Below are 23,687 nucleotides of genomic sequence, written 5' to 3'. Positions count from 1 at the left end.
CCGCCGCCCCCGCTCACCCCTGACGTTCGATGATCTCCGCGAGGCGGCCCAGCTGCCCGGCCAGCCGGCGCCGCTCCTGGGGGGTGAAGGCTTCGTAGCCGCGGGCCTGGGCCGCGCGCCGCCGCTCGCGCAGCCGGGTGAGGCGGTCGAGCCCGTCCTCGGTGAGCCGCACCAGGACCCGGCGCTCGTCCTCCGGGGAGCGCCGCCGGACCACCGCGCCCTTGGCATCGAGCTGCTGGAGCATCCGCGTGGCGGTGGGCACGCTCACCCCGGCGCCCGCGGCGAGCTGCCCCACCGGCAGCTCCCCGCCCCCGGCCAGCGGATCGAGCAGGGCCAGCTGGGACAGCGACAGACCGCCCTCCTCGGCGGCGCGGCTGCGCGCCTTGCGCATCGCCAGGAACAGCGCGTCGGCGGCCTGCGCGAGGGCCTCCACCCCGTCCGGCGCGGCCGCGCCTCCCCCCTCCTCCGGGACGGCGGGGCGGGCGGTGTGCTGGCGATCGGTCGACATGCCTGCTAGCTTACCGACCAATTCGTTAGCAAGCTAATGATTGGAGGGCTAACGAATGACCTCCCCGGCCCGCATCGACGTCCACCAGCACGCCCTGCCGCCCGCCTACCGCCGCGCCCTGGAGAACCGCGGCCTGGATTCCGGCGGCTGGCCGCTCCCCGCCTGGGACGCCTCCGGAGCCCTGGCGATGATGGATTCCCAGGCGATCGCCACCGGCGTCCTCTCCGTCAGCGCGCCCGGCGTCCACCTCGGTGACGACACCGGGGCCCGCACCCTGGCCCGCACCGTCAACGAAGCCGTCGCCGAGCTGGTCAAGGACCGCCCGGACCGGTTCGGCCAGTTCGCGAGCCTGCCCCTCCCGGACGTCGACGGGGCGGTCGCCGAAGCGGTGCACGCCCTGGACGTGCTGCACGCCGACGGGGTGGTCCTGATGGCCAGTGCCCAGGGCCGCTATCTGGGCGACCCCGCCTTCGAGCCGCTGTGGGAGGTGCTGGACGAGCGCGCCGCGGTCGTCTTCGTGCACCCCACCCAGCCCCCGGTGCCGCTGCTCCCCGGCCTGCCCGCGCCGGTCCTCGACTTCACCTTCGACACCACCAGGACCGCGGTCCACCTGGCCGTCAACGGCGTCCTGCGCCGCCACCCCCGGCTGCGGGTGATCCTCGCGCACGCCGGCGGCTACCTCCCCTACGTCGCCCACCGGGTGGCCGTCACCGCCCCGCACGTCCGCCCGGACCTCACCCCCGACGCCCTCCTGGCCGACCTGCGGCGCTTCCACTTCGACACCGCGCTGTCCGCCAGCCCCACCGCCCTGCCCGCGCTGCTCGCCTTCGCCGCCCCCGGCCACGTCCACTTCGGCAGCGACTGGCCCTTCGCCCCCACCGAGGCCGGCGCGTACTTCACCGGCCACCTGGACGCCTACGCGGACGGGCAGCCGGACCTGCTCCCGTCCGTCAACCGCACCGGCGCCGAGGCCCTCTTCCCCCGCCTCGCCGCCCTCTAGGGATGTCCGTAAAGTCCCGTCTGCCATCCGGCGCCCGGCCGCCCTCCGGGCGAACGACGCGACTTCACGGACACCCCCTAGCGCCGCTCAGGCGACCTTGGTGCACAGGATGCTGCGACCGTCGTCGATCTGCCAGGAGTAGGTGTAGCGGCGGCCCTGGTCGGGCGGGCAGGCGCGGGTGCCCGCCGACGCCGGCAGCACCGCGGTGATCTGCATGATGAAGCGGAATTGCGCGGGCACCCTGGTGGCGCCGCAGTTCCACAGCGTCAGCAGATTACCGGCGGCCGGCTGGCCGCCCCGCTCCCCGGCGAGGAAGCACTGGCCGATCCGGAACTGCCGCTCCACGCACAGGCCGACCGACGAGAAGTCCGCCGCCACGTGCCACCAGCCGGTGCGGCCGGGCCCGGACGGGCAGGTCCCGGAGCCCAGCACCGAACGCACCCGCAGAGCGGCGTTGGCCGCTTGGCAGTCCACCCGGGCCGGGGGCGTGCGGCTCCACTTGCCGTACCCGTCGGCGTAGGCGTCCAGGCAGTCGCCGGCCCGCACCGCCGAGAACGCCAGGTCCACCGCGCTGGGCGTCCGGGACGCCAGGGGCGTGGGCGAGAAGGAGAAGCGAGGGCGGGAGGGCGGTGCGGGAGTGGCGGAAGAGGTGGTTCCGCCCCTGCCCGAGGAACGCCCCGCGGAGCCGCCCGAGAACGAACCCGGGCCGCTGCCCGTATACGTCCCGCCGGCGCTGCTCGTGCCGCTGCCCGGTGTCCCGTTCGCGGTGTCCGTGGAACGGTCCTGCTCCCAGGGCTTCCAGACGAACAGCAGGACCGCCAGGAGCGCGATAACGGCCCAGCCCGTGCCCCCGGAGGAGCCGGTCTGCGGCCCGGGCGCCGGTGCCGGCTCGGGCCGCCGCGCCGGTTTCGGCGATGACGGGGATCCCGGCGTCCGCGCCGAGGCCGTCCGCCGCCCTTCCGCCTGCTGCGCGGACGACTTCCCGGCGGGCGGCCGCTGCGCCTTCGGCTGCTGTGGCTTCGGCTTCGGCGCTTTGGGCTTCTGCGCCTTCGGCTTCGGCTGCTGGGGCTTCGGCCGCTCGGGAGGCTCGCTGCGCCGGGGCGCCTCCCCGCCGGGGGCGGCACCGAAGGGCGCGGTGTAGACGCGGGTGCGCCCGGGCGGCGGCACCGGCCGGGTCCGCAGATCGACCGTGGGGGCCGCCGCACCGCCCTCCGCGCGCAGCGCCCGGCCCTGGGCCTCGTAGGCCGCGATCAGGGCCGTCCAGCGCACCGGCAGCCGGCGGCGGCCGTCCCGGGAGGCGGCGGCCGGGCCGAGGACGTCGCGGACCCGCCCCAGCACCTCGGCGGGGGCGGGCCGGTCGCGCGGGTCGGCGGCCAGGCACGGGCGGATCAGCCCGGCCAGTCCGGGCGGGAGTCCGGTGAGGTCGAGTGCGCCGCGCTGGACGAGGGTCAGCAGCCGGATGGTGTCGGCGGTCTCCGGGTAGGGCGGGCGGCCGACGGCGGCGTGGAAGAGCGTCGCGCCCAGCGAGTAGACGTCGGAGGCCGCCGTGGACGGTTCGGCGCGGGCCTGCTCGGGCGAGGTGAAGGCGATGGTGCCCAGGGTCAGCTGGGTGCGGGTCATGTCGTGGGCGTGCGAGATGCCGAAGTCGATGACGCGCGGACCGTCGAGCGGCAGGAGCACGTTCTGCGGTTTGACGTCCCGGTGGACGATTCCCGCGTCGTGCAGGGCCACCAGGGCCTGGGCGACCCCGGCCGCGACCCAGTGCACGGCCTTGCGGCCCAGCGTGCCGGCCCGGCCGGTGAGTTCGGCCAGCGAGGGGGCCGGGATGTACTCGATGGCCATCCAGGGGCGCTCGGCGTGCGCGTCGGCGTCCAGGACCCGGGCGGTGTACGCGCTGTCGATGCGCCGGGCCAGGGTCACCTCGCGGGCGAACCGGCGGCGGTCGGTCTCGCTGACGGCGCCCTCGGCGAGCAGGGTCTTGACGGCGGCCGGCGCGCCGTCCTGCACGGACCGCGCCACATAGACGCGTCCCATCCCGCCCGAAGCGAGGCGGCCCAGCAGCTCGTAGCCGCCGAGCCGCGCCGGATCGTCGCCGCCGAGCGGCCTGATGCCCGTACCGGTCATGGCCCGTCACCCTCCCCCGTGGCCCGCTGCCGGGGCCCGGTGACGGACCCCGGCAATCGGCGAACCCCTCAAACCCTGTCACGCTCAAGGAGGTTGAGGAAGCCGTTCGGCACGGATGCCGGCCCGGGACGGGTCAGCGCACGTGGACGGTCCTGGCCGCGGTGTGGATGTCGGCGACCGGGTGGCCGCCGTGCGGGCCGTCGACCCCGTAGAGCACCCCGCGGAACTGGAGGGTGCCGGGCTTGGCGGCCTTGACCTTCACGTCGACGGCGGCCTCCTGGGCGGCGACCTCCACGACCTTGCCGCACTTGACGGTGTGCCAGGCGCCGCTGGTGCCGGTGCGCTGCTGGGCGCAGAACATGCCGTACTGGATGGCGTCGCTGTCGCCCTGGCCCTTGAGGTGCACCAGCGCGCCGTGCTGCACGGTGCCGGGCGAGGCACTGAAGGTGGCGCTGCCCTTGGCGAACGCCGGGGTGACGGCCAGGACGGCCGCGGCCAGCCCGATGGCGCCCACCGCCGCGGCCCGGGCGCCGCGCCGGCGCCCGGTCCCGCTTGCCGCCCCCGTGGCAGCCGGCGTGCGCGCGGTCATCGCTTTCCTCGTGGTCATGGTGTTTCCTCCCCTTCACCGGGGCGTTGCCCGGTGTCTTCGGTCACCCCCCAAGAGGGGATTCGGGGCCGGCGCGTTCCCGGCATCCGGGAAATCCCGTCCGGAATGCGGCGCTCGGTGGATGCGCGGTGGCCGCGGTGCGGGCCGGGGCGATCGCGGGTATCAGTGGCGGTGCGCGCGGGCGCGGGACCCGGTGGTCGCGGAAGGAGCGGTGCGGTGGAGCGGACGACGTGCTGTGTGGTGGGCGGCGGGCCGGCCGGGATGGTGCTGGGGCTGCTGCTGGCCCGGGCGGGGGTGGCGGTGACGGTCCTGGAGAAGCACGGGGACTTCCTGCGGGACTTCCGGGGCGACACCGTGCACCCCTCGACGCTGGCGCTCCTGGACCAGCTGGGGCTCGGCGAGCGGTTCGCGCGGCTGCCGCAGCGGCGGGTGACGGCCGTTCAGCTGCCGCTCGGGCCCGGCGGCGCGCTGGCCACGGTGGGGAACATCGCGGCGCTCGGCGGCCGGTTCAACTACGTGGCGATGGTGCCGCAGTGGGACCTGCTGGACCTGCTGGCGGACGAGGCCCGGCGGGAGCCGTCGTTCTCGGTGCGGATGGGCACCGAGGCGACGTCGTTCCTCATGGAGCGCGGGCGGGTGGCCGGGGTGCGGTACCGCACCGCCGGCGGGCGGCGGGGCGAGCTGCGGGCGACGCTGACGGTGGCCTGCGACGGCCGGGGCTCGCTGGCCAGGGCGCTGCCGGAGCTGGGGCTGCGGGCGTTCCGCTGCCCGATGGACGCCTGGTGGTTCCGGCTGCCGCGGTACGAGGGCGATCCGCACGGGCTGGTGGGCGGCGCCGGGGACCGGCTGCTCGCCGCGCTGATCGACCGCGGGGACTACTGGCAGTGCGCCGCGCTGATCCCCAAGGGGTCGGATGCCGCGCGGCGCGCCGCCGGGCTGCCGGCGTTCCGGGCCGGTTACGCGGCGGCCGCGCCCTGGCTCGGGGACCGGATGGGCGCGCTCGCGTCCTGGGACGAGGTCCGGCTGCTGGACGTGCGGCTGGACCGGCTGCGGCGCTGGCACCGGCCGGGGCTGCTGTGCCTCGGTGACGCGGCGCACGCGATGTCGCCGGTGTTCGGGATCGGCATCAACCTCGCGGTGCAGGACGCGGTGGCCGCGGCCCGTCATCTGGTGGGGCCGCTGCGGGCGGGGCGGGTGGGGCTGGGGGACGTGCGTGCGGTGCAGCGCCGCCGGTGGCCGACCGCGGCGCTGACGCAGGCGCTCCAGCGGACCGCCCACGCCCGGGTCATCGAGCCGGTGCTGGCCGGGCGCCCGCCGCTGGGCGATCCGCGGCGGGCGCAGTGGGTGGCCGAGCGGCTGACCGCCTCGCGGTGGCTGAATCGCGTCCCGGCGTACTTCCTGGCGTACGGCGCGGTGCGCGAACGGCCGCCGGCCGCGTCGGTCCGCTGAGGGCGCGCTGCCCGGGGGCGCCGCGCCCTCAGCCCTCCGTCACCTCCGCCAGCCGGAACGGCCCCGCGGCCCCGGGGGCGTACATGACGGGCAGGGAGCGGCCGAGGGGGACGACGACGATCGGTTCGTCGCGGTATTCGCGCAGGAAGTGCTCCAGCGGTTCCCAGATCATGCTGCGGTACCCGGCTTCGGTCCGCTGGTGCTCGAAGGAGAGGGTCAGCGCGGAATCCTCCACGGTGACGCTCACCGCGGCCACCTCCAGCCAGTCCCCGCCGATCCAGGCTTCGAGTCGTACGTTTGACATGCGGCAAGAGTGCCCGGTGCCGCCCCGAACTGGCAATCAGCCGGTCGCGGGGCGGTGCACCGGGCACCCGTGCGGGGTGGTGCGGTCACCTCACAGGGAGGGCCGCTGGGTGCCCACCCGGTAATTCTCGGCGACCTCGGCGACGGGGCCCGGCGGGGCGTCCGGCGCGGGTGCGGCGGATTCCGAGGCGGCCTGGGTCTTGGAATTCCGGCGCATTTCCTGGAGGCCCTTCTGAATTCCGTTGCGCAGCCATTTCCCGAGGGGGCGTTCCACCAGCCGGTGGACGGCATAGGAAAGCAGCAGCATGAAGGCGACGATGGCCGGCAGGAGAACGGTCGCCGGGACCTTGTGGCGCAGCAGGTCGATGAGGGTGAATCCGATGTACATGTGCAGGAGGTACAGCGGATAGGTCAGCGAGCCGGCGGTCAGCAGCCAGCGCCACCGCACCTTGTCGAATACGCCGAGGGCGATGGCGGCCATGATGGCGAAGGCCAGGATGACGCCCACCCGGGCGGGCCAGCCGTGCGCCATGCTCGCCTTGGCGCCGACATTCATCACCAGCCGTCCGCGCACATAGTGCTGGGCCAGCAGGAATTCGACCGCGACGATGGCCCAGAGCAGCAGCGTGGGCTTGAAGCGGTGCATCAGGTAAAAGGCGATGCCCGCGATGAAATAGGGCGAGTAGGGGGCGATGGCCCAGACGGAGAGGAAGTTGCTGTCGGCCTTGAGCGCGACGACCCCGGCGACCGTCCACAGCCCGCAGAAGAGCACGCACCGGCGGTAGGTGACACCGCGGTACACGACCAGGGCGAAGAGCAGGTAGAACTTCAGCTCGACGAAGAGCGACCAGTAGACGTCGTCCAGGTCGGAGACCCCCACGCCCTGCTGGAGCATGGTGAGGTTGGTCAGCACCGTTTCGAGGTTGTCCGCGCTGCGGACCTTCGGCCAGATCATCAGGACGGCCGCGGTGAGCAGGACGCCGACCCAGTAGGCGGGGTAGAGCCGGGAGACCCGGGATTTGACGAAGTCGCCGAGCGACCGGCCCCAGGCGCTCATGCAGATGACGAATCCGCTGATCAGGAAGAAGACTTCGACGCCCAGCCAGCCGAATTGCGACAGGTGGTAGAGGGTCGGCGAGAACGCGTGCGGATCGCCGCCCCAGCCATCACGCAGGGTGATGTAGTGGTAGGCGAGGACCATCAGCGCCGCGACCAGGCGGAGACCGTCGAGGACATAGAGTCTGGATTGCCCGTGCCCCTTCCCTGGTACGGCCAGAGTTCCAGGCACAGCAAAGGGCATCCCGTGGTTCCTCACAGTTCGATAGGTCGGCGTTCCCCCCATCCCATCTCACGCGCGGGACGAGGAAGGCAAGTCCACTTGAAATCATCGCAAAGAGTTGTTCCATGGCACACCAAGGGGTTGCGTACGTCACGCTTCGGGTGAAGTTTCCTCCGATGGTGGGTACCACGAACCATCCCGGGTCAATACGGATATCGGCCAACGGCGTGCGGCGCCTCCGCGTGCGGGCCACACCCCCGGGCGAACCCCTGAACGGAAGTTCCACTTCCATCCCGGTGCACCCCACCGGCCGCACCGTTTCCCGGTTCTCCGGCCGTCCGCAGACCTTCCCGGCACGCGGCGTTCCCATACTGCGCCACAAGGGTTCGCCGACCGCCGCGCCATAAGCGCCGCCGGGTATTGCGCGGCACCGTTCGCGGATCTCCCGCACCGGCCGTCGCCCCCTTCCGCTTCCGCCGGCGTTCCCCCGCCCCTCCACTCCCCTCCACTCCCCTCACTCCCCGTGCACACCCCTCCGGCCCACCAGCACCCGCGCCACCCTCCGGGGACGAGTAGGACGTAAGGGGACATATCTCCGGAGGGATGGGGCGGAATGCAGATCGTGGTCGACCTCAACCGGTGCCAGGGGTACGCGCAGTGCGTGTTCCTCGCGCCCCGGGTTTTCGAGCTGCACGGCGAGGAGGCGCTGCGCTATGCCCCGGCACCACCGGACGACCAGGCCGAGCGGGTGCGCCGGGCGGCCGCCGCCTGTCCGGTGCAGGCCATCCTCGTCGGCGACCGGGCCGGGGCGGAGAGCGGGAAGGGGGCGGCCGCCGATGACCGGTGAGCTGACGCAGGGGCGGATCGTCATCGTCGGCGCATCCCTGGCCGGTCTGCGGGCGGCCGAAACGCTGCGGGCGGAGGGTTTCGGCGGGGAGCTGACGCTGGTCGGGGACGAACCGCATCCGCCCTACGACCGCCCGCCGCTGTCGAAGCAGGTGCTGCTGGGGCGGGTCGCGGCGGCGGACGCCGGACTGCCGGCCCGCCGCCCGGTGGACGCGCACTGGAAGCTCGGGGTGCGGGCCAGCGGCGTCGATCCGGTCACCAAGGAGGTGCTGCTGGCCGACGGCGGGCGGCTGCCGTACGACCGGCTGCTGATCGCGACCGGGACCCGGGCCCGGCCCTGGCCGAACCCGGAAGAGGCCCGGCTGGACGGGGTGCTGACGGTCCGCACGATGGAGGACGCGGCCGGGCTCGCCGAGCGGCTGGACGCCGGACCGCGCCGGGTCCTGGTGATCGGCGCGGGCTTCACCGGCTCGGAGATCGCCTCGGCCTGCCGGGAGCGCGGGCTGGCGGTGACGGTCGCCGAGCGCGGCCCGGCGCCACTGGTCGGGGCGCTGGGCGGGACGCTCGGCGCGTTCGCCGCACGGCTACAGCGCGCGCACGGGGTCCATCTGCGCTGCGGGGTGACGGTGACGTCGCTGCTCGGCAGCGGCGGGCGGCTGACCGGCGCGGAGTTCTCCGACGGCACCCGGATCGAGGCCGACGTCGCGGTGGTCGCGCTGGGCGCGGTCCGCAACACCGAGTGGCTGGCGGATTCCGGGCTGGCCGCCGGTCCGCGCGGACTGGCCTGCGACGCCGGCTGCCGGGCCTTCACCATGTACGGGATCGTCACCGACGACGTGTTCGTGGCCGGGGACGTGGCCCGCTTCCCGCATCCGCTGTTCGAGTACCAGATGCTGTCGCTGGAGCACTGGGGGAACGCGGTGGAGCAGGCGGAGGTGGCGGCGCACAACATGGTCAGCCCCGGGCCGCGGCGCCGTCCACACCTGGCGGTTCCGGCGTTCTGGTCCAGCCAGTTCGGCCTGAACATCAAGTCGGTGGGGGTGCCGACCTTCTCCGACCAGGTGACGATCGCCCAGGGCTCGGTGGAGGAGGGTCGCCTGGTGGTCGTCTACGGCTACCGCGGCCGGGTCACCGCCGCGGTCAGCGTGAACCGCGCCAAGTGGCTGGAGCACTACCGGCGGCTGATCGAGACGGCGGCGCCGTTCCCGCCCGCGCCGGGCGCCGCCGACCGGCCGGAGGCGCCGCGGGTGGTGCCGTCCGACGTACCGGACCCGAAGGTGCTCTCGCACGGCCCGACCGTCGCCCTGACCGGTCATCTGCCGGACCGCCGGCTGGCCGTGGTGCGGCCGGCCGGCTGACCGCCCCCGAGCACCGCCGCCCGCTACCGACGCCCCTGCGACGAGGAGAGCCCGCGCATGTCCACGGAGACCCTGCTGGAGCGGATCAACGACTACGCCCACCGCGCCGACCCTTACCCGCTCTACGCCGAACTGCGCGAGCACGGGGTGGCGCGCCAGAACGACGGCAGCTTCCTGGTCGGGACGTACCACGAGGTCGCCGCGCTGCTGCACGATCCGCGGATCAGCTCGGACGTGCGCCACCGCACCGATCCGGACGAGGTACGGGCCAGGTCGGACGGTCTGCCGCCGTCGTTCATCGCCGTCGACGACCCCGAGCACGACCGGTTGCGCCGACTGGCGATGCGCCCCTTCGGCCCCCCGCACTCCCCCGGCCGCATCGACGCGCTGCACGGCGCCCTCGTCGGGATCGCCGGCGAGCTGATCGACGGCTTCCGGGGCCGGGACCGGATCGACCTGGTGGACGACTTCGCCTATCCGCTGCCGGTGACGGTCATCTGCCGCCTGCTGGGCGTCCCCCGGGAGGACATGCCCGCCCTCCGCGCCTGGACGGACACCGTCATCGCCTCCCTGGACCGCTCCCCCGGCGAGGAGACGTGGGAGCGGCAGCAGGCGGGCACGGCGGCGCGGACGGAGATGGCGGAGTACCTGGGGGAGCTGGCCGACCGGCGGCGGGCCGATCCGGCGGACGACATGATCTCCGCGCTGGTCCACGACGCCGGCCCCGAAGGCCCGCTGGCCAGATGGGAGTTGATGACGACGCTGACCCTGCTGATGATCGCGGGGCACGAGACGACGGTCAACCTCATCACCAACGGCATGCTGACACTGCTGCGGCAGCCGGACGCGCTGGAGCGGCTGCGCCGGGAGCCGGAGCTGATGCCGTCGGCGGTGGAGGAGCTGCTGCGCTACGAACCGCCGGTGCAGATGCTGCCGCAGCGCACTCCCCTGACGGACATCGAGGTCGGCGGGGTGACCGTGCCGCGGGGCGCGCCGCTGTATTTGATGCTGGCGTCGGCGAACCGCGACCCACTGCGGTTCGAGGACCCCGACCGGTTCGATCCCGCCCGGCGGGACAACGAGCACTTCGGTTTCGGCAGCGGTGTGCACAGCTGCTTCGGCGCACCGCTGGCGCGGCTGGAGGCGCAGGTGGCGCTGGCCGCGCTGCTGCGCCGGCTGGAGGGGCCGCGGCTGGTGGCGGACCCGCCGCCGTACCGGCACAGCCCGATCCTGCGCGGGCCCCGGCACCTGCTGATCGACTGCACCACCAAGGACGATGGCGCTCCCGGGGAGAGCTGACGGGAGGTCAGGACAGGGTCGGCGTCAGGGGGCGCTGCCGGCGGGCTCCCCGGTCGGCGCTCCGGTGGCCGGGGGCTGGCCGAGGCGGAGGGTGAGCTGCCCGTCGGCGACGTCGGCGACGACGGTGTCGCCGGGGTTGAGGGTGCCGTCGAGCAGCATGTTCGAGAGCCGGTTGTCGAGTTCGTTCTGGAGGGTGCGGCGCAGCGGGCGGGCGCCGAATTCGGGCTGGTAGCCGCGGTTGGCGAGCCATTCCTTGGCGGGTTCGGTGACCGTCAGGCCGATCCCCTGGGCGTGCAGCCGGCGCCGGCTGCGGTCCAGCAGCAGGTCCACGATGCGCAGCAGGTCCTGGCGGGTCAGGGCGTGGAAGACGATGACCTCGTCGATGCGGTTGAGGAATTCGGGCCGGAAGTGGGCCTGGAGATCGCTCATCAGCGCGTCGCGGATCTCGTCGACCGCGCCGTGGTGGGCCAGGATCCGCTGGGAGGCGATGTTGCTGGTCATGATGACCACGGTGTTGCGGAAGTCGACGGTGCGCCCCTGGGCGTCGGTGAGCCGGCCGTCGTCGAGCACCTGGAGCAGCAGGTTGAAGACGTCCGGGTGGGCCTTCTCCACCTCGTCGAAGAGCAGCACGCTGTAGGGCCTGCGCCGGACGGCCTCGGTGAGCTGGCCGGCCTCCTCGTAGCCGACGTATCCGGGCGGGGAGCCGACGAGGCGGGAGACGGTGTGCTTCTCCTGGTACTCGCTCATGTCGAAGCGGACCATCCGGTCGGCATCGCCGAACAGCAACGCGGCGAGCGCCTTGGCCAGTTCGGTCTTGCCGACGCCGGTGGGCCCGAGGAAGAGGAAGCTGCCGCTGGGCCGGTCGGGGTCGCTCAGCCCGGCGCGGCTGCGGCGGACGGCCTGGGAGACCGCGGTGACCGCCTCGTCCTGGCCGACGACGCGTTCGTGCAGGGCGTCCTCCAGCTTCAGCAGCCGGTCGCGTTCGGTCTCGGTGAGCTGGGAGACGGGGATGCCGGTGCGGGCGGAGAGCACGTCGGCGATGTCCTCGGGGGTGACGGCGGCGGCCTGTTCGCGTTCCTCGGCGACGCCGGCGAGTTCGGCCTCGGCCTGCCGGATGGCTTCCTTGAGTTCGGCGGCGCGCTCGTAGTCCTCGGTGCTGACCGCCTCGTCCTTCTCGCGGCGGAGTCCGGTGAGGCGGTCCTCGATCTCCTCGGCGGGGCCGGGGCCGCCCAGGCTGCGCAGTCCGACCCGGGCGCCGGCCTGGTCCATGAGGTCGATGGCCTTGTCGGGCAGGAAGCGGTCGCCGATGTAGCGGTCGGAGAGCGCGGCCGCGGCGTCGAGTGCCTCGTCGGTGTACCGCACCTGGTGGTGGGCCTCGTAGGAGTCGCGCAGCCCGCGCAGGATCTCGACGGTCTCCTCGACTCCGGGTTCGGGCACCATGACGGGCTGGAAGCGGCGTTCCAGGGCGGCGTCCTTCTCGATGTGCTTGCGGTACTCGTCGATGGTGGTGGCGCCGACGACGCTCAGGTCGCCGCGGGCGAGGGCGGGTTTGAGGATGTTCCCGGCGTCCATGGCGCCCTCTCCCCCGCCGCCCGCGCCGACGACGGTGTGGAGTTCGTCGAGGAACAGGACGATCCCCTTCTCGGCGCGGGTGACCTCGTCGATCACCTTCTTGAGCCGCTCCTCGAACTCGCCCCGGTACTTGGACCCGGCGACCATCCCGGCGAGGTCGAGGCCGACCACCCGCCGGTCCCGCAGCGCCTTGGGCACTTCCCCGGCGACGATCCGCTGGGCGAGCCCTTCGACGATGGCGGTCTTGCCGACGCCGGGGTCGCCGATCAGGACCGGGTTGTTCTTGGTGCGCCGGGAGAGCACCTCGACGGTCTGCTCGATCTCCCGGGCGCGGCCGACGACCGGGTCGAGCCGTCCGCCGCGGGCCTCGTCCGTGAGGTCGCGGCCGTAGGCGTCGAGGGTGGGGGTGTCGGCGTGGCCGGGCCGGGCGGGCTGCCGGCCGGGCGGGGCGGGCGCCGGTGCGCCGCTCGGTTTGAGGGTCTGGCCGAGGCCGGAGCGGGGGTCCTCCAGGAGGGCGGCGAGGATGTGCTCGGGGCCGATGTAGGAGGCGCCGGCGGCCTGGGAGCGGGTGTGGGCGGCGAGCAGGGCGCGTTTGGCGGCGGGGGTGAGGGCGGGTTCGCCGTCGGCGGTGCCGGCGGGCAGCTGCCGGCCGAGGTCCTCGGCCAGGTGGTCGGGGTCGGCGTCGGCCTGTTCCAACAGCTGCCGGGCGGCCGGGACCTGGGTGGCGGCCCAGAGCAGGTGGAGGGTGTCGAGGTCGGCACCGTCCGCGGCGGCGCGGCTGCCGGCCGCCGCCAGCAGTTCGTGCGAGGAGTCGCTCAGCAGCCGTCCGATGGGGACGCGCTGGACGGCCGGCGGGGAGGCCGCCGGGCTCATGCCGAAGAAGCGGTTGAAGAGGTCGGAGAAGGGGTCGCCGGACCCGAAAGGCGAAGTCGTCACCGTGACCACCCGTCCGGCGGGCAGCGCCACGGTGGGGTGCTGCCTGCCGTAGTCGATTGCCCGTACCCGGACAATTCTTCGCCGGGTCGGGGGTGCGGGCGACCGGAGCGGGTGCCGGGCGCGCGAAACCGGGTGCCGCCGCGGCCGTGATCGAGTAATGTGCGCTGCCGTTGCGTGGCACTTACTCGGGAGGGGTCGATGGTTCCGGATCTCGTCAGGACATGGGTGGCCGGCTGGGTGGTTTCGCGGCAGCGCCCGCCGGCGGTCGAGCACCCCTGGGGGCTGTACGTGGACGTGGGCCTGCCCGACCAGGTGGGCCGGCACGTGCTGCCCGCTCCGGACCAGTCCGTGGTGCGCGCGGCCGCCGCGACCGTCACCGTCCCGCACACCTGGCTGAAGCTGCCCGTGGAGGCGGAGACGGCGGTGCCGTGGATGCCGGCGGGCTGGACGGTGGACAAGGAGGAGACGGGCCACCTGATGGCCGCGGACCTGCGGGCCACCCGTCCGGTGGTGCCGGACGGCTACCGCGTCACGGTCGAGACCGAGGCCGGCGTCACCTGCGTCCGGGTCACTGACGCGTCCGGCGCGCCCGCCGCGAAGGGGCAGCTGGCCCTCGTGGGCGCGGCGGCGGTGGTGGACCGGGTGGGGACCGAGGAGGGCCACCGCCGTCGCGGGCTGGGCGGTTTCGTGATGCGCACGCTGGCCGACCACGCGGTCGACCGCGGCGCGGAGACCGGCGTCCTGGGGGCGACGGACGCGGGCCGCGCGCTGTACGAGACGCTCGGCTGGCGCCGCCACACGGGCCTGGCGGCCTGCGTCTACCGCCCGTAGCGGACGCACCGGCCCCCTCGCGTCCGCCTGTGGCCGGGGTCACTTCCCGCCGCCGCTTGACCTTCACATCAATGTGAAGGTTCGACGATGCGGAGCACCGGATCCCCGGACCACAGCGGACACGAGGTGAGCCCCATGGACAACCAGCTCTACGACTACAGCCCGATCACCGAACGGGACCCGATCCAGTGGCCGGGCGGCGCCCGGATCGCCTTCTACGTCGGGCTGAACGTCGAGCACTACCGGGTCGACCGCCCGTCGACGAGCATCTTCCCCGGCACCGCCGGGCTCGCCCCGGACCCGCTGAACTACGGCTGGCGGGATTACGGCCCCCGGGTCGGCATCTGGCGGCTGATCGAGAGCCTGGACCGGCACGGGATCCGCGCCAGCGTGATGCTCAACTCCGACGCCGGCGAGCGCTATCCGCAGATCATCGAGGCCGGCCGGGCGCGGGACTGGGCCTGGATCGCCCACGGCAGGAACAACTCCACCTTCCAGGCCGACCTGACACCCGACGAGGAGCGCGCCGTCCTGGCCGAGGTGGTCGGCTCCATCGAGCGGACCACCGGCCACCGCCCGCGCGGCTGGCTCGGACCGGCCCTGACCGAGACCTTCCGCACCCCCGAACTCCTCGCCGAACTCGGCCTGGACTACGTCCTGGACTGGTCCAACGACGACCAGCCCTACCGCCTCAACATTCCGGGCCTGCTCAGCGTTCCGTATTCCATCGAGGTCAACGACATCAGCCTGTTCGTCGGCAAGAGCCTCAGCGGCCCGGACTTCGTACAGATCGTCAAGGACCAGCTGGCGCAGCTGTACGCGGACGCGGCGGACAGCGGGCGGGTGATGTCGCTGGTGCTGCACCCGTTCGTCATCAACCAGCCGTTCCGCCACAGGTACCTGGACCAGGCGCTGGAGCACATCGCCGGCCATCCGGGGGTGTGGCTGACGACCAGTGACGAGATCGCCGCGCACTACGCCCGGACCACCGCCGGGGCGGCGGGCTGAGCCGTTCCGCCCGGCCCGCGCTGGCGGCCGCCGGGCCGGCCGGGTGCCACCCCAACGCCACACCCCACCGCCTCCACCGCTCACCCTTTGCTCCTGATTGATTACATTTGTCCCATGTATCAGTCGGAGGACAGTGTGCAGGCGCCGGCGGCGGGCACGGCCGCGGTACTGACCGGTCTGGGGTCCTGGCTGCCGCCCCGGGAGGTCACCAACGACGAACTCTGCGCCCACCTGGACACCTCGGACACCTGGATCCGCGAGCGGATCGGCATCTCCGTACGGCGCCGGGCGGACCCCAAGACGGCCACCGGCGACCTGGCGGCCGAGGCGGGTGCCCGTGCGCTGCGGTCGGCCGGGGTGACCCGGGCGGACGCGGTCGTCCTGGCCACCACGACGCCGGACCATCCGTGCCCGGCCACCGCTCCGGACGTGGCCGCCCGGCTCGGGCTGGCCAACGCCGCCGCGTTCGACATCGCCGCGGGCTGCTCCGGCTTCCTGTACGCGACCACGGTGGCCGCCGGACTGATCCGTTCCGGGACGGCCGGCCGGGTCCTGGTCATCGGGGCCGAGACGATGTCGGCGGTGATCGATCCGGCGGACCGGTCGACCGCGCCGATCTTCGGGGACGGCGCGGGCGCGGCCGTCCTGGAGGCGGGCCGCCCCGGCCGGCCCGGCGCCCTGGGCGAGGTGGCGTGGGGCAGCGACGGCGCACGCTCCGACGCCATCGTCATCCCGGTGGGCGGCTCCCGGAACCGCGACGGCCGGGACGCGGCGCCCCGCAGCGAGCGCCACGTCCGGATGCGCGGCAACGAGGTCCTGCGCCATGCCGTGCGCCGGATGACGGCGGCCGCCACCTGTGCCGCGGCGGCCGCCGGCTGGCAGCCGCGGGACATCGACCGGCTGATCGTCCATCAGGCCAACGCCCGGATCAGCGCGGCGGTCTCCGACGCGCTGGGCATCCCGCCGGAGCGGGTGCCGTCCAACATCGCCTCGGTGGGGAACACCGCCGCCGCCTCCGTGCCCCTGCTCCTGGCGGACGCCGCCGCCGAAGGGTCGCTCCGGCCCGGCCACCGCGTCCTGCTGGTCGCCTTCGGCAGCGGCCTCGCCTGGGCCGCCACGACGCTGGTGTGGCCGGCCGGCCTGCGCGCCGAGCGCTGACACCGCCGCGCCCCGCGCCGGATCGCGCGCCCGCCCGAACGACCCCCGTCCCCGTAAGGAGGGACCATGTTCGACCAGGTGAAGGAACTCCTGATCACCCGTGCCGGGCTGCCCGGCGGCCCGATCGTCCCGGAGGTCTCCCTGGCCCGGGCCGGGATCGACTCCATGGCCGTGACGGTGCTGTCGATGGCCCTGGAGGACGAGCTGGACGTGGTGATCGACGAGGACGAGCTGTCCGCGGCGCCGACCGTCGCCGCACTCGCCGAGCTGATCGCCCGCCGCACCGGCGCCCCCGCCGTCGCCGCCACCCCTTCCACGGCCTAGCCGGGAGCGGCCGCCGTGGACACCATGGAAGCCGACGAACGCCTGGTCCCGCTCGCCCTGCGGGACATGACCTACACCTGCCGGGTCCTCACCCCCCGGCGCCGCACCGGCACCGAGCCGCTCGTCCTGATCGGCGGCGCCCTCCAGGACATGTACTCCTGGCCGCGCCTGGAGCGCCGGCTGACCGCCCACACCACCGTGGTCCTGGTGGACCTGCCGGGTACCGGGAACGCCGGCGACCTGGACGCCGCCGCCGGTTTCGAGGTGCTCGCGGAGGCGGCGGGCCACGCCATCGACCGCCTCGGCCTGGGCCCGGTCAATGTCCTGGGCGCCTCCTACGGGGCGCCCATCGCCTACCGGCTGGCCCAGTCGCACCCGGACCGGGTCGCCCGGCTGCTGCTGGCCGGCGCCACCCCGCGGGTCGGCCCCCGGCTGACCGCGGTGGTCCGCCAGGGCCTGGCGCTGGTGGGCGCCCCCGGCTCCCGCCCGGCCGCCGAACCCGAGCGCCGCGCGTACGCCCGCAACGTCGTCGACATGCTGGTCAACAGCGCCACCCGGCAGGAGGTCGCCCAGGGGCCGGCGGTCGCCCGCCTCCTGGAGCGCCAGCTGCTGCGGACCTCGCAGAGCGCGGCACTGCGCTACGCCGCCTGCCACGAACGGCTGCTGGACACCGACCTGTATCCGCCCGGCGGCATCTCCGGGGTGCCCGCCCTGGTCTTCACGGGCGAGCACGACTGCGCCAGTTCACCGGCGGAGAACGCGGCGGTCGCGGCCACCATCGCCGGCTGCACCTTCGTCCTGATCCGCGACGCCGACCACATGGCCCACCTGGAGCGCGACGCCGAGTACGCGGACCTGGTCACCCGCTTCCTCCGGGACGAGCCGGTGCGGGGCCTGCCGTACTGCCGGTATCCGGGGGCGCGGCCGTAGCACGGCCGGATCCACCGGGGGCGTCGGGGGCGAGGAGGCCGGTGAGGGCGCGCCGGACCACGCGTGCGAAGCGCGGCCCGCCGCCCGGGCCGGCGAGCGCTGCGCCGCCCGGCTCCTCGGTCGTCCCGTCCGCCAACGCCTGTGCCAGCAGCGGGTGTTCGCCCCCTTCGGCCACCGCATGCAGGTACCGGGCCTGGGCGGCCTGGCGGGCCGTCGGCGCGCGGCGGGCGCGCAGTACGGCGCCGGACACCATGACGACCAGTGCGTTCAGTGCGGCCACCGCCTCCAGTTTGGCCGCGCCCGGCAGCCCGTCCAGCGGCTCCAGGGCGCGCAGCGCGTACTCCAGGTACGCCAGCCCGCGCGGCCCCACCCGCATCGCTTCGGGCGCCACCTCCACCAGCCACGGGTGCCGCAGGTGGACCTGGTGCGTCCGCCCGGCGAGCGCGACCAGGTCCGCCACCGGATCCCCGGTCAGCGCCACACCGAGGTCGATCTCGCCGGTCGCCGCGTCCACCATCAGGTCCACCAGGTCGTCGCGGCCGGCGACGTACCGGTAGAGGGACGCGGGCCCGGTGCCCAGTTCCCTGGCCACCTGGCGTACGGAGACCGCCGCCAGACCGCCCGCGTCGGCGAGCCGGACCGCGGCCTCGGTGAGCTGTCCGCGGTTCCGCTCGGGCGCGGGCCCCCGGGCGCCCCGTTCGGGCCGGTCCCACACCAGCACCTCGTCCGCCGTCCCGTCGCCCTCCGCCGTCCCGGCCACCGCGCCTCACCGGCCCCTTCCGTCATCCGTGCCCTTGCTGATAAGCATAGTCTTACAACCGCGAACGGCGATCGCAGTTTTTCGGTCGGTGCTTTTGTGATCGGTGTTCTTGCGATCGGCGTTCTTGCGACGGCGCGGGCGGCCCCCGCCTCCCGGACGCGTCCCGGACGCCGCGCACCGGAACGCACCTTCGCCGCCCGCCCCGTACCGCGCACGCCGGGGCGGCACACCACCGCGGCCCGCGCCGCCCCGGTGCGCCGCCCCGGACGCGCCCACCAACCCCAGGAGGAACCGTGACCACGACATCCCCATGGACCGCGACCGCATGGGCCCACAACGGCCGGATCCGGGTCGCCTACGACCAGTTGGCGGCCGACGGACCGGCGGCGGCACCGGAGCCGCTGCTGCTGGTGACCGGGCTGGGCGTCTCGCGGCGCTGGTGGCCCACCGGCCTGGCCCGGGCGCTGGCCGCCGAGGGCTTCGCGGTCGCCCGCTACGACCAGCGCGACGCCGGCGAGTCCACCCACCTCCCGCCCGCCTCCAGGAGGGGCCCGATCGCCGCCCTCGTCCGCCGCCGCGGCGACGCCTACTCGGCCGAGGACATGGCCGACGACGCCATCGCCGTCCTGGACGCGCTGGGCTGGGAGTCCGCGCACCTCTTCGGCCAGTCGCTCGGCGGCGCGGTCGCCCAGCGGATCGCCCTGCGGCACCCGGCCCGGGTCCGCACCCTGACCAGCGTTTCGGCGGTCCCCGGTGACGCCGCCGGCCCCGCCACCCTGCGCCACATCCGGCTGCGCACGCTCGCCCGGCTCGCCCGGACGCGCCATCCGCAGACACCGGAGGGCCACATCGAAGCCGGGGTGGCGCTGGCCCGGCTGCTCCGCTCCCCCGGTTACCCGTTCGACGAGCGGACCGTCCGGGACATGCTGAGCGCGGTGCCGGACGCGGGGGTGGTGGACGCCCGCAGCCAGAGCCGCCAGATCGGCGCCCAGTGGCACGGCCCGCCCATCGACCGGATCACCACCCCGACGCTGGTCCTGCACGGCCTCGACGACCCCCTGGTCAAGCCGTCCGCGGGCCGCACGGTCGCCGCCCGCATCCCGGGCGCCCGCTTCGTCCCCCTCCCCGGTGTCGGCCACGACCTGCCGGAACCGGTGTGGACGGAGGTCGCCCGGCACGTCCGCCACCTCGCCGACGGCTCCCACGACGAGCCGCCCGCGGGGTGAGGGTCGGGGCCCGGGGCGGGCTCCGGGCCGGGACGGCTTCCGGGCCCGGGGCGACGGCTCCTCGATGTGCGGCGTGGTGCGTTGCGTGAAGCGTTGCGTGACGCCGCGTCCCCCTGCCTGGCCCCCGGCCGCCGCGCCCGCCCTCCTGACCCCTGGCCGCCGCGCCCCGCCGCGAGACGGGGCGCATTCGCGCCCGCCCGCCACCCGGCCGTGCATCGATCTGCACCTTGCCGGGGCCAGCGGGCGGGCAATCTCAGGGAGACGTGCTCTACTGCCGCAGCATCAGGTCCTCCCGCCGAGCAAAGGAGGCATCACCATGCCGCAATCCAGGGCATTCCCTACCAACTCGCCTGCCCTCTCCCCCACTTCCGCCTCGTCCACCACCCCACCCCGGGGAGACGGCGGCCACCGCGTGGTCAGTCGGCGGTGGGTACTGGCAGGTCTGGCCGCGGCCGCCCCCGCGGCACTCGCGGCCTGCGGGAGTCACAAGGGGGCCGCGGCCGCCCTCGGCCCGCACGGCTCCGCGGGCAGCGGGTCGGGCGACGCCGTCATCATGATCATCCGGCACGGCGAGAAGCCGGACGAGACCCACCCCGGCATCGACGAACACGGGCACAAGGACCACAAATCACTGACCCGGCGCGGCTGGGACCGCGCCAACGCCCTGCCCAAGCTCTTCGACCCGTCGACAGGACAGCCGCTCCCGGCCGGACTCTCCCGTCCCCGGACGATCTTCGCGGCCACCGATCAGGGCCCGCACGCCGGCGCCCACCGGATGCGGCAGACCGTCACACCGCTCGCCCATCACCTGGGACTCACCCTCAACACCACCTACGCCGAGTCCCAGGAAGCCGCGCTCGCCAAAGCCGCCCTCTCCGCCACCGGACCCGTCCTCATCTGCTGGGAGCACAGCCGCATCCCCGACATCGTCACCGCGCTCGGCGCCACCGGCACCGGCGTCCCCCACAAGTGGCCCAACCGCTTCGACCTGGTCTGGATCTTCACTCGCACCCACGGCACCTGGTCCTTCCGCCAGGTCAACCAGCACCTCCTGCCCGGCGACGCCTGAGCCGGACCCCACCGGCCCACCCGCACACCGGCCCGCCCGCACGCCCGCACGCCCGCACGCCGGCGGGGCCACTCGCGCCAGGCGCCGGCCCCCGCCGAGTACCGCAGGCCGACACACTCCCGCCGATCAACCCACGGGTTGACGCCACGTTTCCACCCACGCTCCGACGCGCCGCAACTCCGCTCAGTGATGCACTGTTCTCGGAACGGAAATCCACCCGGCACCACGGGGAGTGCAGCATGGCCGACAAGATCTCGCACCCGCTCTTCGCCCGCATCTATCCGCGCATCAATGCCTACGCCGAGGCGCACGGTTCGCTCGCCCACCGCCGGGAGCTCCTCATCGGGATCCGCGGCAGCGTGGTGGAGATCGGCGCCGGTACCGGAGCGAATTTCCCGCACTATCCGGCGCCGGTGGAAAGGGTCATCGCGGTGGAGCCCGAGCCCCGGCTGCGGGCCCTCGCCACCCGGGCGGCGGCCGACGCCCCCGTCCCCGTCGAGGTTCTCCCCGGCCGGGCGGAGCGTCTGCCGCTGGACGACGCGAGCGTCGATGTCGCGGTGATGTCGCTGGTCCTGTGCAGTGTCACCGACGTCCCTACCGCGCTCGCTGAAGCCCGGCGGGTCCTGAAGCCGGGCGGGGAGCTGCGCTTCTACGAGCACGTCCGCGCACGCCGGCCAGGGCCCTACCGACGCCAGCGGATACTCAACCCCCTGTGGCGACTGGCCGGAGGAGGGTGCAACCTCACCCGCGACACCGAAAGCGCCCTCCGGAGCGCGGGCTTCACGATCGAGGCCATCCGGCGCTTCGACTTCCGCCCGGGCGGAAGACCGCACCCGGCCTCCCCCTCCCTCATCGGCCTCGCCCGCCCCGACCCCGCTCAGGGACAAGGACAACGGGCCGGATAGCGCCGCAGACAGCGACCGAGACACGACCAGGAGCCAGCCCGGCCCCACAACCAACGACAGCTACAGGTACAGGTACGGGTACGGGTACGGGTACGGGTACGGGTACAAACATAGGCCCAGTCACAGGTGCGAGTACCGGCCCAAGCGCAGGGAGCCAACCATGATCTCGACCCGCCAGCGCGACAACCCGGAGGCCACGCCCCCGCCATTCCCCTCCTCACCCAAGGGCCCGGTCCAGATTGAAGGCCGCGCTGATGAGCGCGAGGTGGGTGAACGCCTGAGGGAAGTTCCCGATCTGTTCGCCGGTGCGGCCGATCTCCTCGGCATACAGGCCGACGTGGTTGGCGTAGGTGAGCATCTTCTCGAAGGCGAGGCGTGCCTCGTCCACCCGCCCGGCGCGGGAGAGCGCTTCGACATACCAGAACGAGCAGATCGAGAAGGTGCCTTCCTCACCGCGCAATCCGTCAGGGCTGGCCGTGGGGTCATAGCGGTAGACGAGGGAGTCGGAGACCAGCTCCTCGCCGAGCACGTCCAGCGTGGAGAGCCACTTCGGGTCGGTCGGTGAAATGAACTTGGCCAGCGGCATCATCAGCACCGAGGCGTCCAGCACATCGGCGTCCTCGTGCTGGACGAACGCCTGGCGCGCCGGCGACCAGCCGCGCTGCATGATGCGCCGGTAGATGGCATCGCGGGCCTGAGACCAGCGGAGCATGTCGGCGGGCAGGCCGCGGTGGCGGGCGATGCGCATGGCGCGTTCGATGGCGACCCAGCACATCAACTGGGAGTAGAGGAAGTTCTGGATCTTTCCCCGGGTCTCCCAGATGCCCTCGTCCGGCTGGTCCCAGTTGTCGCACACCCAGTCGACCAGGCCGCAGACGGTGTCCCAGTGATCGCTGGACAGCGGCTGGCCCCACTTGTCGTAGAGGTAGAGGGAGTCGATGAGCGCACCGTAGATGTCGAGCTGGAGCTGGTTGACGGCGTTGTTGCCGATACGGACCGGCGCGGAGCCCAAATGGCCTTCCAGGTGCGGGAGTTCGATCTCGGGGAGATCACTGCGGCCGTCGATGCCGTACATGATCTGGAGCGGGCCGCGGGCGCAGTGCTTCAGGCAGACCTTGGAGGAGAGGAAGTGGACGAATGAATCGGCCTCGTCGGTGAAACCGAGGCGGAGGAGGGCGTAGATGCAGAAGGCCGCGTCGCGGACCCAGGCGTAGCGGTAGTCCCAGTTGCGCTCGCCGCCGATCTGCTCGGGGAGGCTGGTGGTGGGGGCGGCGACGATGGCGCCGGTGGGCGCGTAGGTGAGGAGTTTCAGGGTGAGGGCGGAGCGGTGCACCATCTCCCGCCAGCGCCCGCGGTAGCGGGAGTGGGCGAGCCAGCCGCGCCAGTAGCGCACGGTGGCACCGAAGAGCTGTTCCGCTTCACGGACGGCGCAGAAGCGGGGCTCGACGCCCTCGCCGATGCGGTCGAGGGCGAATACGGCGGCTTCACCCTCGCCGAGGGTGAAGGAGGCGCAGACGTCGGGGCCGTCGGTCCGGACGGGGACGCTCGAGGTCAGGGCGAGCGTGAGGTCCGGTGAGTGGAAGACGGTGAGGCCCTGGTCGTGAGCGGTGACGGTGTGCTCCTGCCGGCCGTAGTCGAAACGGGGCGCGACGCGAAGGGAGAAGGGTAGGGAGCCTCGGACGCAGAGCACGCGGCGGATCAGCCGGTGGCGGTCCGCTTCGCGGGAGTCACCGACGATGGGCATGAAGTCCTGGACCTCGCCGACGCCGTTGTCAGCGAAGAAGCGGGTGATGAGGATGTTGGTGTCGGGGAAGTAGAACTGCTTGGTGCGGGCCGGGACGTCGGGGGCCAGCTCGAACGCGCCGCCGTGGTCGGCATCGAGTATCGCGGCGAAGACGCTGGGGGCGTCGAAGCGGGTGCAGCAGTACCAGTCGATGGTGCCGTTGGTGCCGACGAGCGCAGCGGTGCGCATATCGCCGATGAGCCCGTGTTCGGCGATGGGGACGTAACGCGGGGCGTCGGCCCTGCTGGGGCGCAGGCTCGCGGTGAGGGTCGGCGCGGGGCCCGTGGGCATCGTCATCGGACCTCCCCTGCGCTCGGGGGTACGAGCTGGAGCAGTGGCTTCAGGCTACCCCCGGGCGGGCAACGACCGCCCGTTCGCCGGCGGGGGCAGGAGGAGAGGGGGCGGGGGTGGG

21 protein-coding genes are annotated in these 23,687 nt (G+C 73.8%); 13 read left to right on the top strand and 8 right to left on the bottom strand.

Annotated features, from left to right (window positions below):
- Positions 1-13: 13 nt before the first annotated feature.
- Positions 14-508 carry a MarR family winged helix-turn-helix transcriptional regulator gene (locus MUU72_RS23460; protein WP_308403856.1) on the bottom strand — a complete coding sequence of 165 codons (495 nt, stop codon included), beginning with the start codon at positions 506-508 and terminating at the stop codon, positions 14-16.
- 55 nt (positions 509-563) lie between these two features.
- Between MUU72_RS23460 and MUU72_RS23455 the strand changes: the two genes are divergently transcribed.
- Positions 564-1,508, top strand: a complete 945-nt coding sequence (locus MUU72_RS23455) for an amidohydrolase family protein (RefSeq protein ID WP_248015349.1) — start codon at positions 564-566, stop codon at positions 1,506-1,508.
- A gap of 87 nt (positions 1,509-1,595) precedes the next feature.
- Here the strand turns inward: MUU72_RS23455 and MUU72_RS23450 are convergent, their stop codons facing one another.
- Both MUU72_RS23450 and MUU72_RS23445 read right to left on the bottom strand, forming a co-directional pair.
- Positions 1,596-3,632, bottom strand: a complete 2,037-nt coding sequence (locus tag MUU72_RS23450; protein ID WP_248015348.1) for a serine/threonine-protein kinase — start codon at positions 3,630-3,632, stop codon at positions 1,596-1,598.
- Positions 3,633-3,765: 133 nt separating this feature from the next.
- A complete protein-coding gene (locus tag MUU72_RS23445) occupies positions 3,766-4,239 on the bottom strand; it encodes a hypothetical protein (RefSeq protein WP_248015347.1) in 474 nt (157 codons plus the stop codon).
- A gap of 216 nt (positions 4,240-4,455) precedes the next feature.
- Here MUU72_RS23445 and MUU72_RS23440 point away from each other — a divergent pair, with 216 nt between their 5' ends.
- Positions 4,456-5,688, top strand: coding sequence for an FAD-dependent oxidoreductase (locus tag MUU72_RS23440; RefSeq protein ID WP_248015346.1), 1,233 nt, complete (start codon positions 4,456-4,458; stop codon positions 5,686-5,688).
- A gap of 28 nt (positions 5,689-5,716) precedes the next feature.
- On the opposite strand, the gene MUU72_RS23435 is transcribed toward MUU72_RS23440, so the two are convergent.
- Together MUU72_RS23435 and MUU72_RS23430 are read right to left on the bottom strand one after the other, a co-directional pair.
- Positions 5,717-5,992, bottom strand: coding sequence for a hypothetical protein (locus tag MUU72_RS23435; protein ID WP_248015345.1), 276 nt, complete (start codon positions 5,990-5,992; stop codon positions 5,717-5,719).
- 90 nt (positions 5,993-6,082) lie between these two features.
- Complete coding sequence (locus tag MUU72_RS23430) at positions 6,083-7,279, bottom strand: acyltransferase family protein (RefSeq protein ID WP_248015344.1); 1,197 nt, start codon at positions 7,277-7,279, stop codon at positions 6,083-6,085.
- Positions 7,280-7,883: 604 nt separating this feature from the next.
- Between MUU72_RS23430 and MUU72_RS23425 the strand changes: the two genes are divergently transcribed.
- The 3 genes from MUU72_RS23425 to MUU72_RS23415 are packed head-to-tail and all read left to right on the top strand — an operon-like array spanning position 7,884 to position 10,773.
- Positions 7,884-8,117, top strand: a complete 234-nt coding sequence (locus MUU72_RS23425; protein WP_248015343.1) for a ferredoxin — start codon at positions 7,884-7,886, stop codon at positions 8,115-8,117.
- Positions 8,107-9,474 carry an NAD(P)/FAD-dependent oxidoreductase gene (locus MUU72_RS23420; RefSeq protein ID WP_248015342.1) on the top strand — a complete coding sequence of 456 codons (1,368 nt, stop codon included), beginning with the start codon at positions 8,107-8,109 and terminating at the stop codon, positions 9,472-9,474. Before MUU72_RS23425 ends, MUU72_RS23420 begins: the two co-directional genes overlap by 11 nt.
- A gap of 57 nt (positions 9,475-9,531) precedes the next feature.
- Positions 9,532-10,773 (top strand): cytochrome P450, encoded by a 1,242-nt coding sequence (locus MUU72_RS23415; RefSeq protein ID WP_248015341.1) that lies wholly within the window; start codon positions 9,532-9,534, stop codon positions 10,771-10,773.
- A gap of 24 nt (positions 10,774-10,797) precedes the next feature.
- On the opposite strand, the gene MUU72_RS23410 is transcribed toward MUU72_RS23415, so the two are convergent.
- Positions 10,798-13,281, bottom strand: coding sequence for an ATP-dependent Clp protease ATP-binding subunit (locus tag MUU72_RS23410; RefSeq protein WP_248015340.1), 2,484 nt, complete (start codon positions 13,279-13,281; stop codon positions 10,798-10,800).
- 198 nt (positions 13,282-13,479) lie between these two features.
- Here MUU72_RS23410 and MUU72_RS23405 point away from each other — a divergent pair, with 198 nt between their 5' ends.
- From MUU72_RS23405 to MUU72_RS23385, 5 genes are all read left to right on the top strand, one after another.
- The gene (locus tag MUU72_RS23405; RefSeq protein ID WP_248015339.1) at positions 13,480-14,112 is read left to right on the top strand and encodes a GNAT family N-acetyltransferase; all 633 of its coding nucleotides are present in this window, start codon (positions 13,480-13,482) and stop codon (positions 14,110-14,112) included.
- Between the two features lie 87 nt (positions 14,113-14,199).
- Positions 14,200-15,120, top strand: coding sequence for a polysaccharide deacetylase family protein (locus MUU72_RS23400; protein ID WP_248015338.1), 921 nt, complete (start codon positions 14,200-14,202; stop codon positions 15,118-15,120).
- Between the two features lie 114 nt (positions 15,121-15,234).
- The gene (locus tag MUU72_RS23395) at positions 15,235-16,278 is read left to right on the top strand and encodes a beta-ketoacyl-ACP synthase III (protein WP_248015337.1); all 1,044 of its coding nucleotides are present in this window, start codon (positions 15,235-15,237) and stop codon (positions 16,276-16,278) included.
- Positions 16,279-16,344: 66 nt separating this feature from the next.
- The gene (locus MUU72_RS23390) at positions 16,345-16,602 is read left to right on the top strand and encodes an acyl carrier protein (RefSeq protein WP_248015336.1); all 258 of its coding nucleotides are present in this window, start codon (positions 16,345-16,347) and stop codon (positions 16,600-16,602) included.
- 24 nt (positions 16,603-16,626) lie between these two features.
- A complete protein-coding gene (locus MUU72_RS23385) occupies positions 16,627-17,532 on the top strand; it encodes an alpha/beta fold hydrolase (RefSeq protein WP_248015416.1) in 906 nt (301 codons plus the stop codon).
- On the opposite strand, the gene MUU72_RS23380 is transcribed toward MUU72_RS23385, so the two are convergent.
- On the bottom strand, positions 17,462-18,292 hold the full coding sequence (locus MUU72_RS23380; RefSeq protein ID WP_248015335.1) for a TetR/AcrR family transcriptional regulator: 831 nt from the start codon (positions 18,290-18,292) through the stop codon (positions 17,462-17,464). The genes MUU72_RS23385 and MUU72_RS23380 overlap by 71 nt on opposite strands.
- A gap of 293 nt (positions 18,293-18,585) precedes the next feature.
- Between MUU72_RS23380 and MUU72_RS23375 the strand changes: the two genes are divergently transcribed.
- The 3 genes from MUU72_RS23375 (at position 18,586) to MUU72_RS23365 (ending at position 21,492) form a co-directional block, all read left to right on the top strand.
- A complete protein-coding gene (locus MUU72_RS23375; protein WP_248015334.1) occupies positions 18,586-19,518 on the top strand; it encodes an alpha/beta fold hydrolase in 933 nt (310 codons plus the stop codon).
- A 412-nt stretch (positions 19,519-19,930) separates the two neighbouring features.
- Entirely contained in the window at positions 19,931-20,587 is a 657-nt protein-coding gene (locus MUU72_RS23370; RefSeq protein WP_248015333.1) for a hypothetical protein, read from the top strand.
- Between the two features lie 239 nt (positions 20,588-20,826).
- The gene (locus tag MUU72_RS23365; protein WP_248015332.1) at positions 20,827-21,492 is read left to right on the top strand and encodes a class I SAM-dependent methyltransferase; all 666 of its coding nucleotides are present in this window, start codon (positions 20,827-20,829) and stop codon (positions 21,490-21,492) included.
- 217 nt (positions 21,493-21,709) lie between these two features.
- Here MUU72_RS23365 and MUU72_RS23360 read toward each other — a convergent pair whose 3' ends face one another.
- Positions 21,710-23,572 (bottom strand): glycoside hydrolase family 15 protein, encoded by a 1,863-nt coding sequence (locus MUU72_RS23360; RefSeq protein WP_372503245.1) that lies wholly within the window; start codon positions 23,570-23,572, stop codon positions 21,710-21,712.
- Between the last annotated feature and the right edge of the window lie 115 nt (positions 23,573-23,687).

This window comes from Streptomyces rhizoryzae (assembly GCF_023155275.1).
Lineage (GTDB): Bacteria > Actinomycetota > Actinomycetes > Streptomycetales > Streptomycetaceae > Streptomyces > Streptomyces rhizoryzae.
This window is presented reverse-complemented; position numbering and strand designations above follow the sequence as displayed.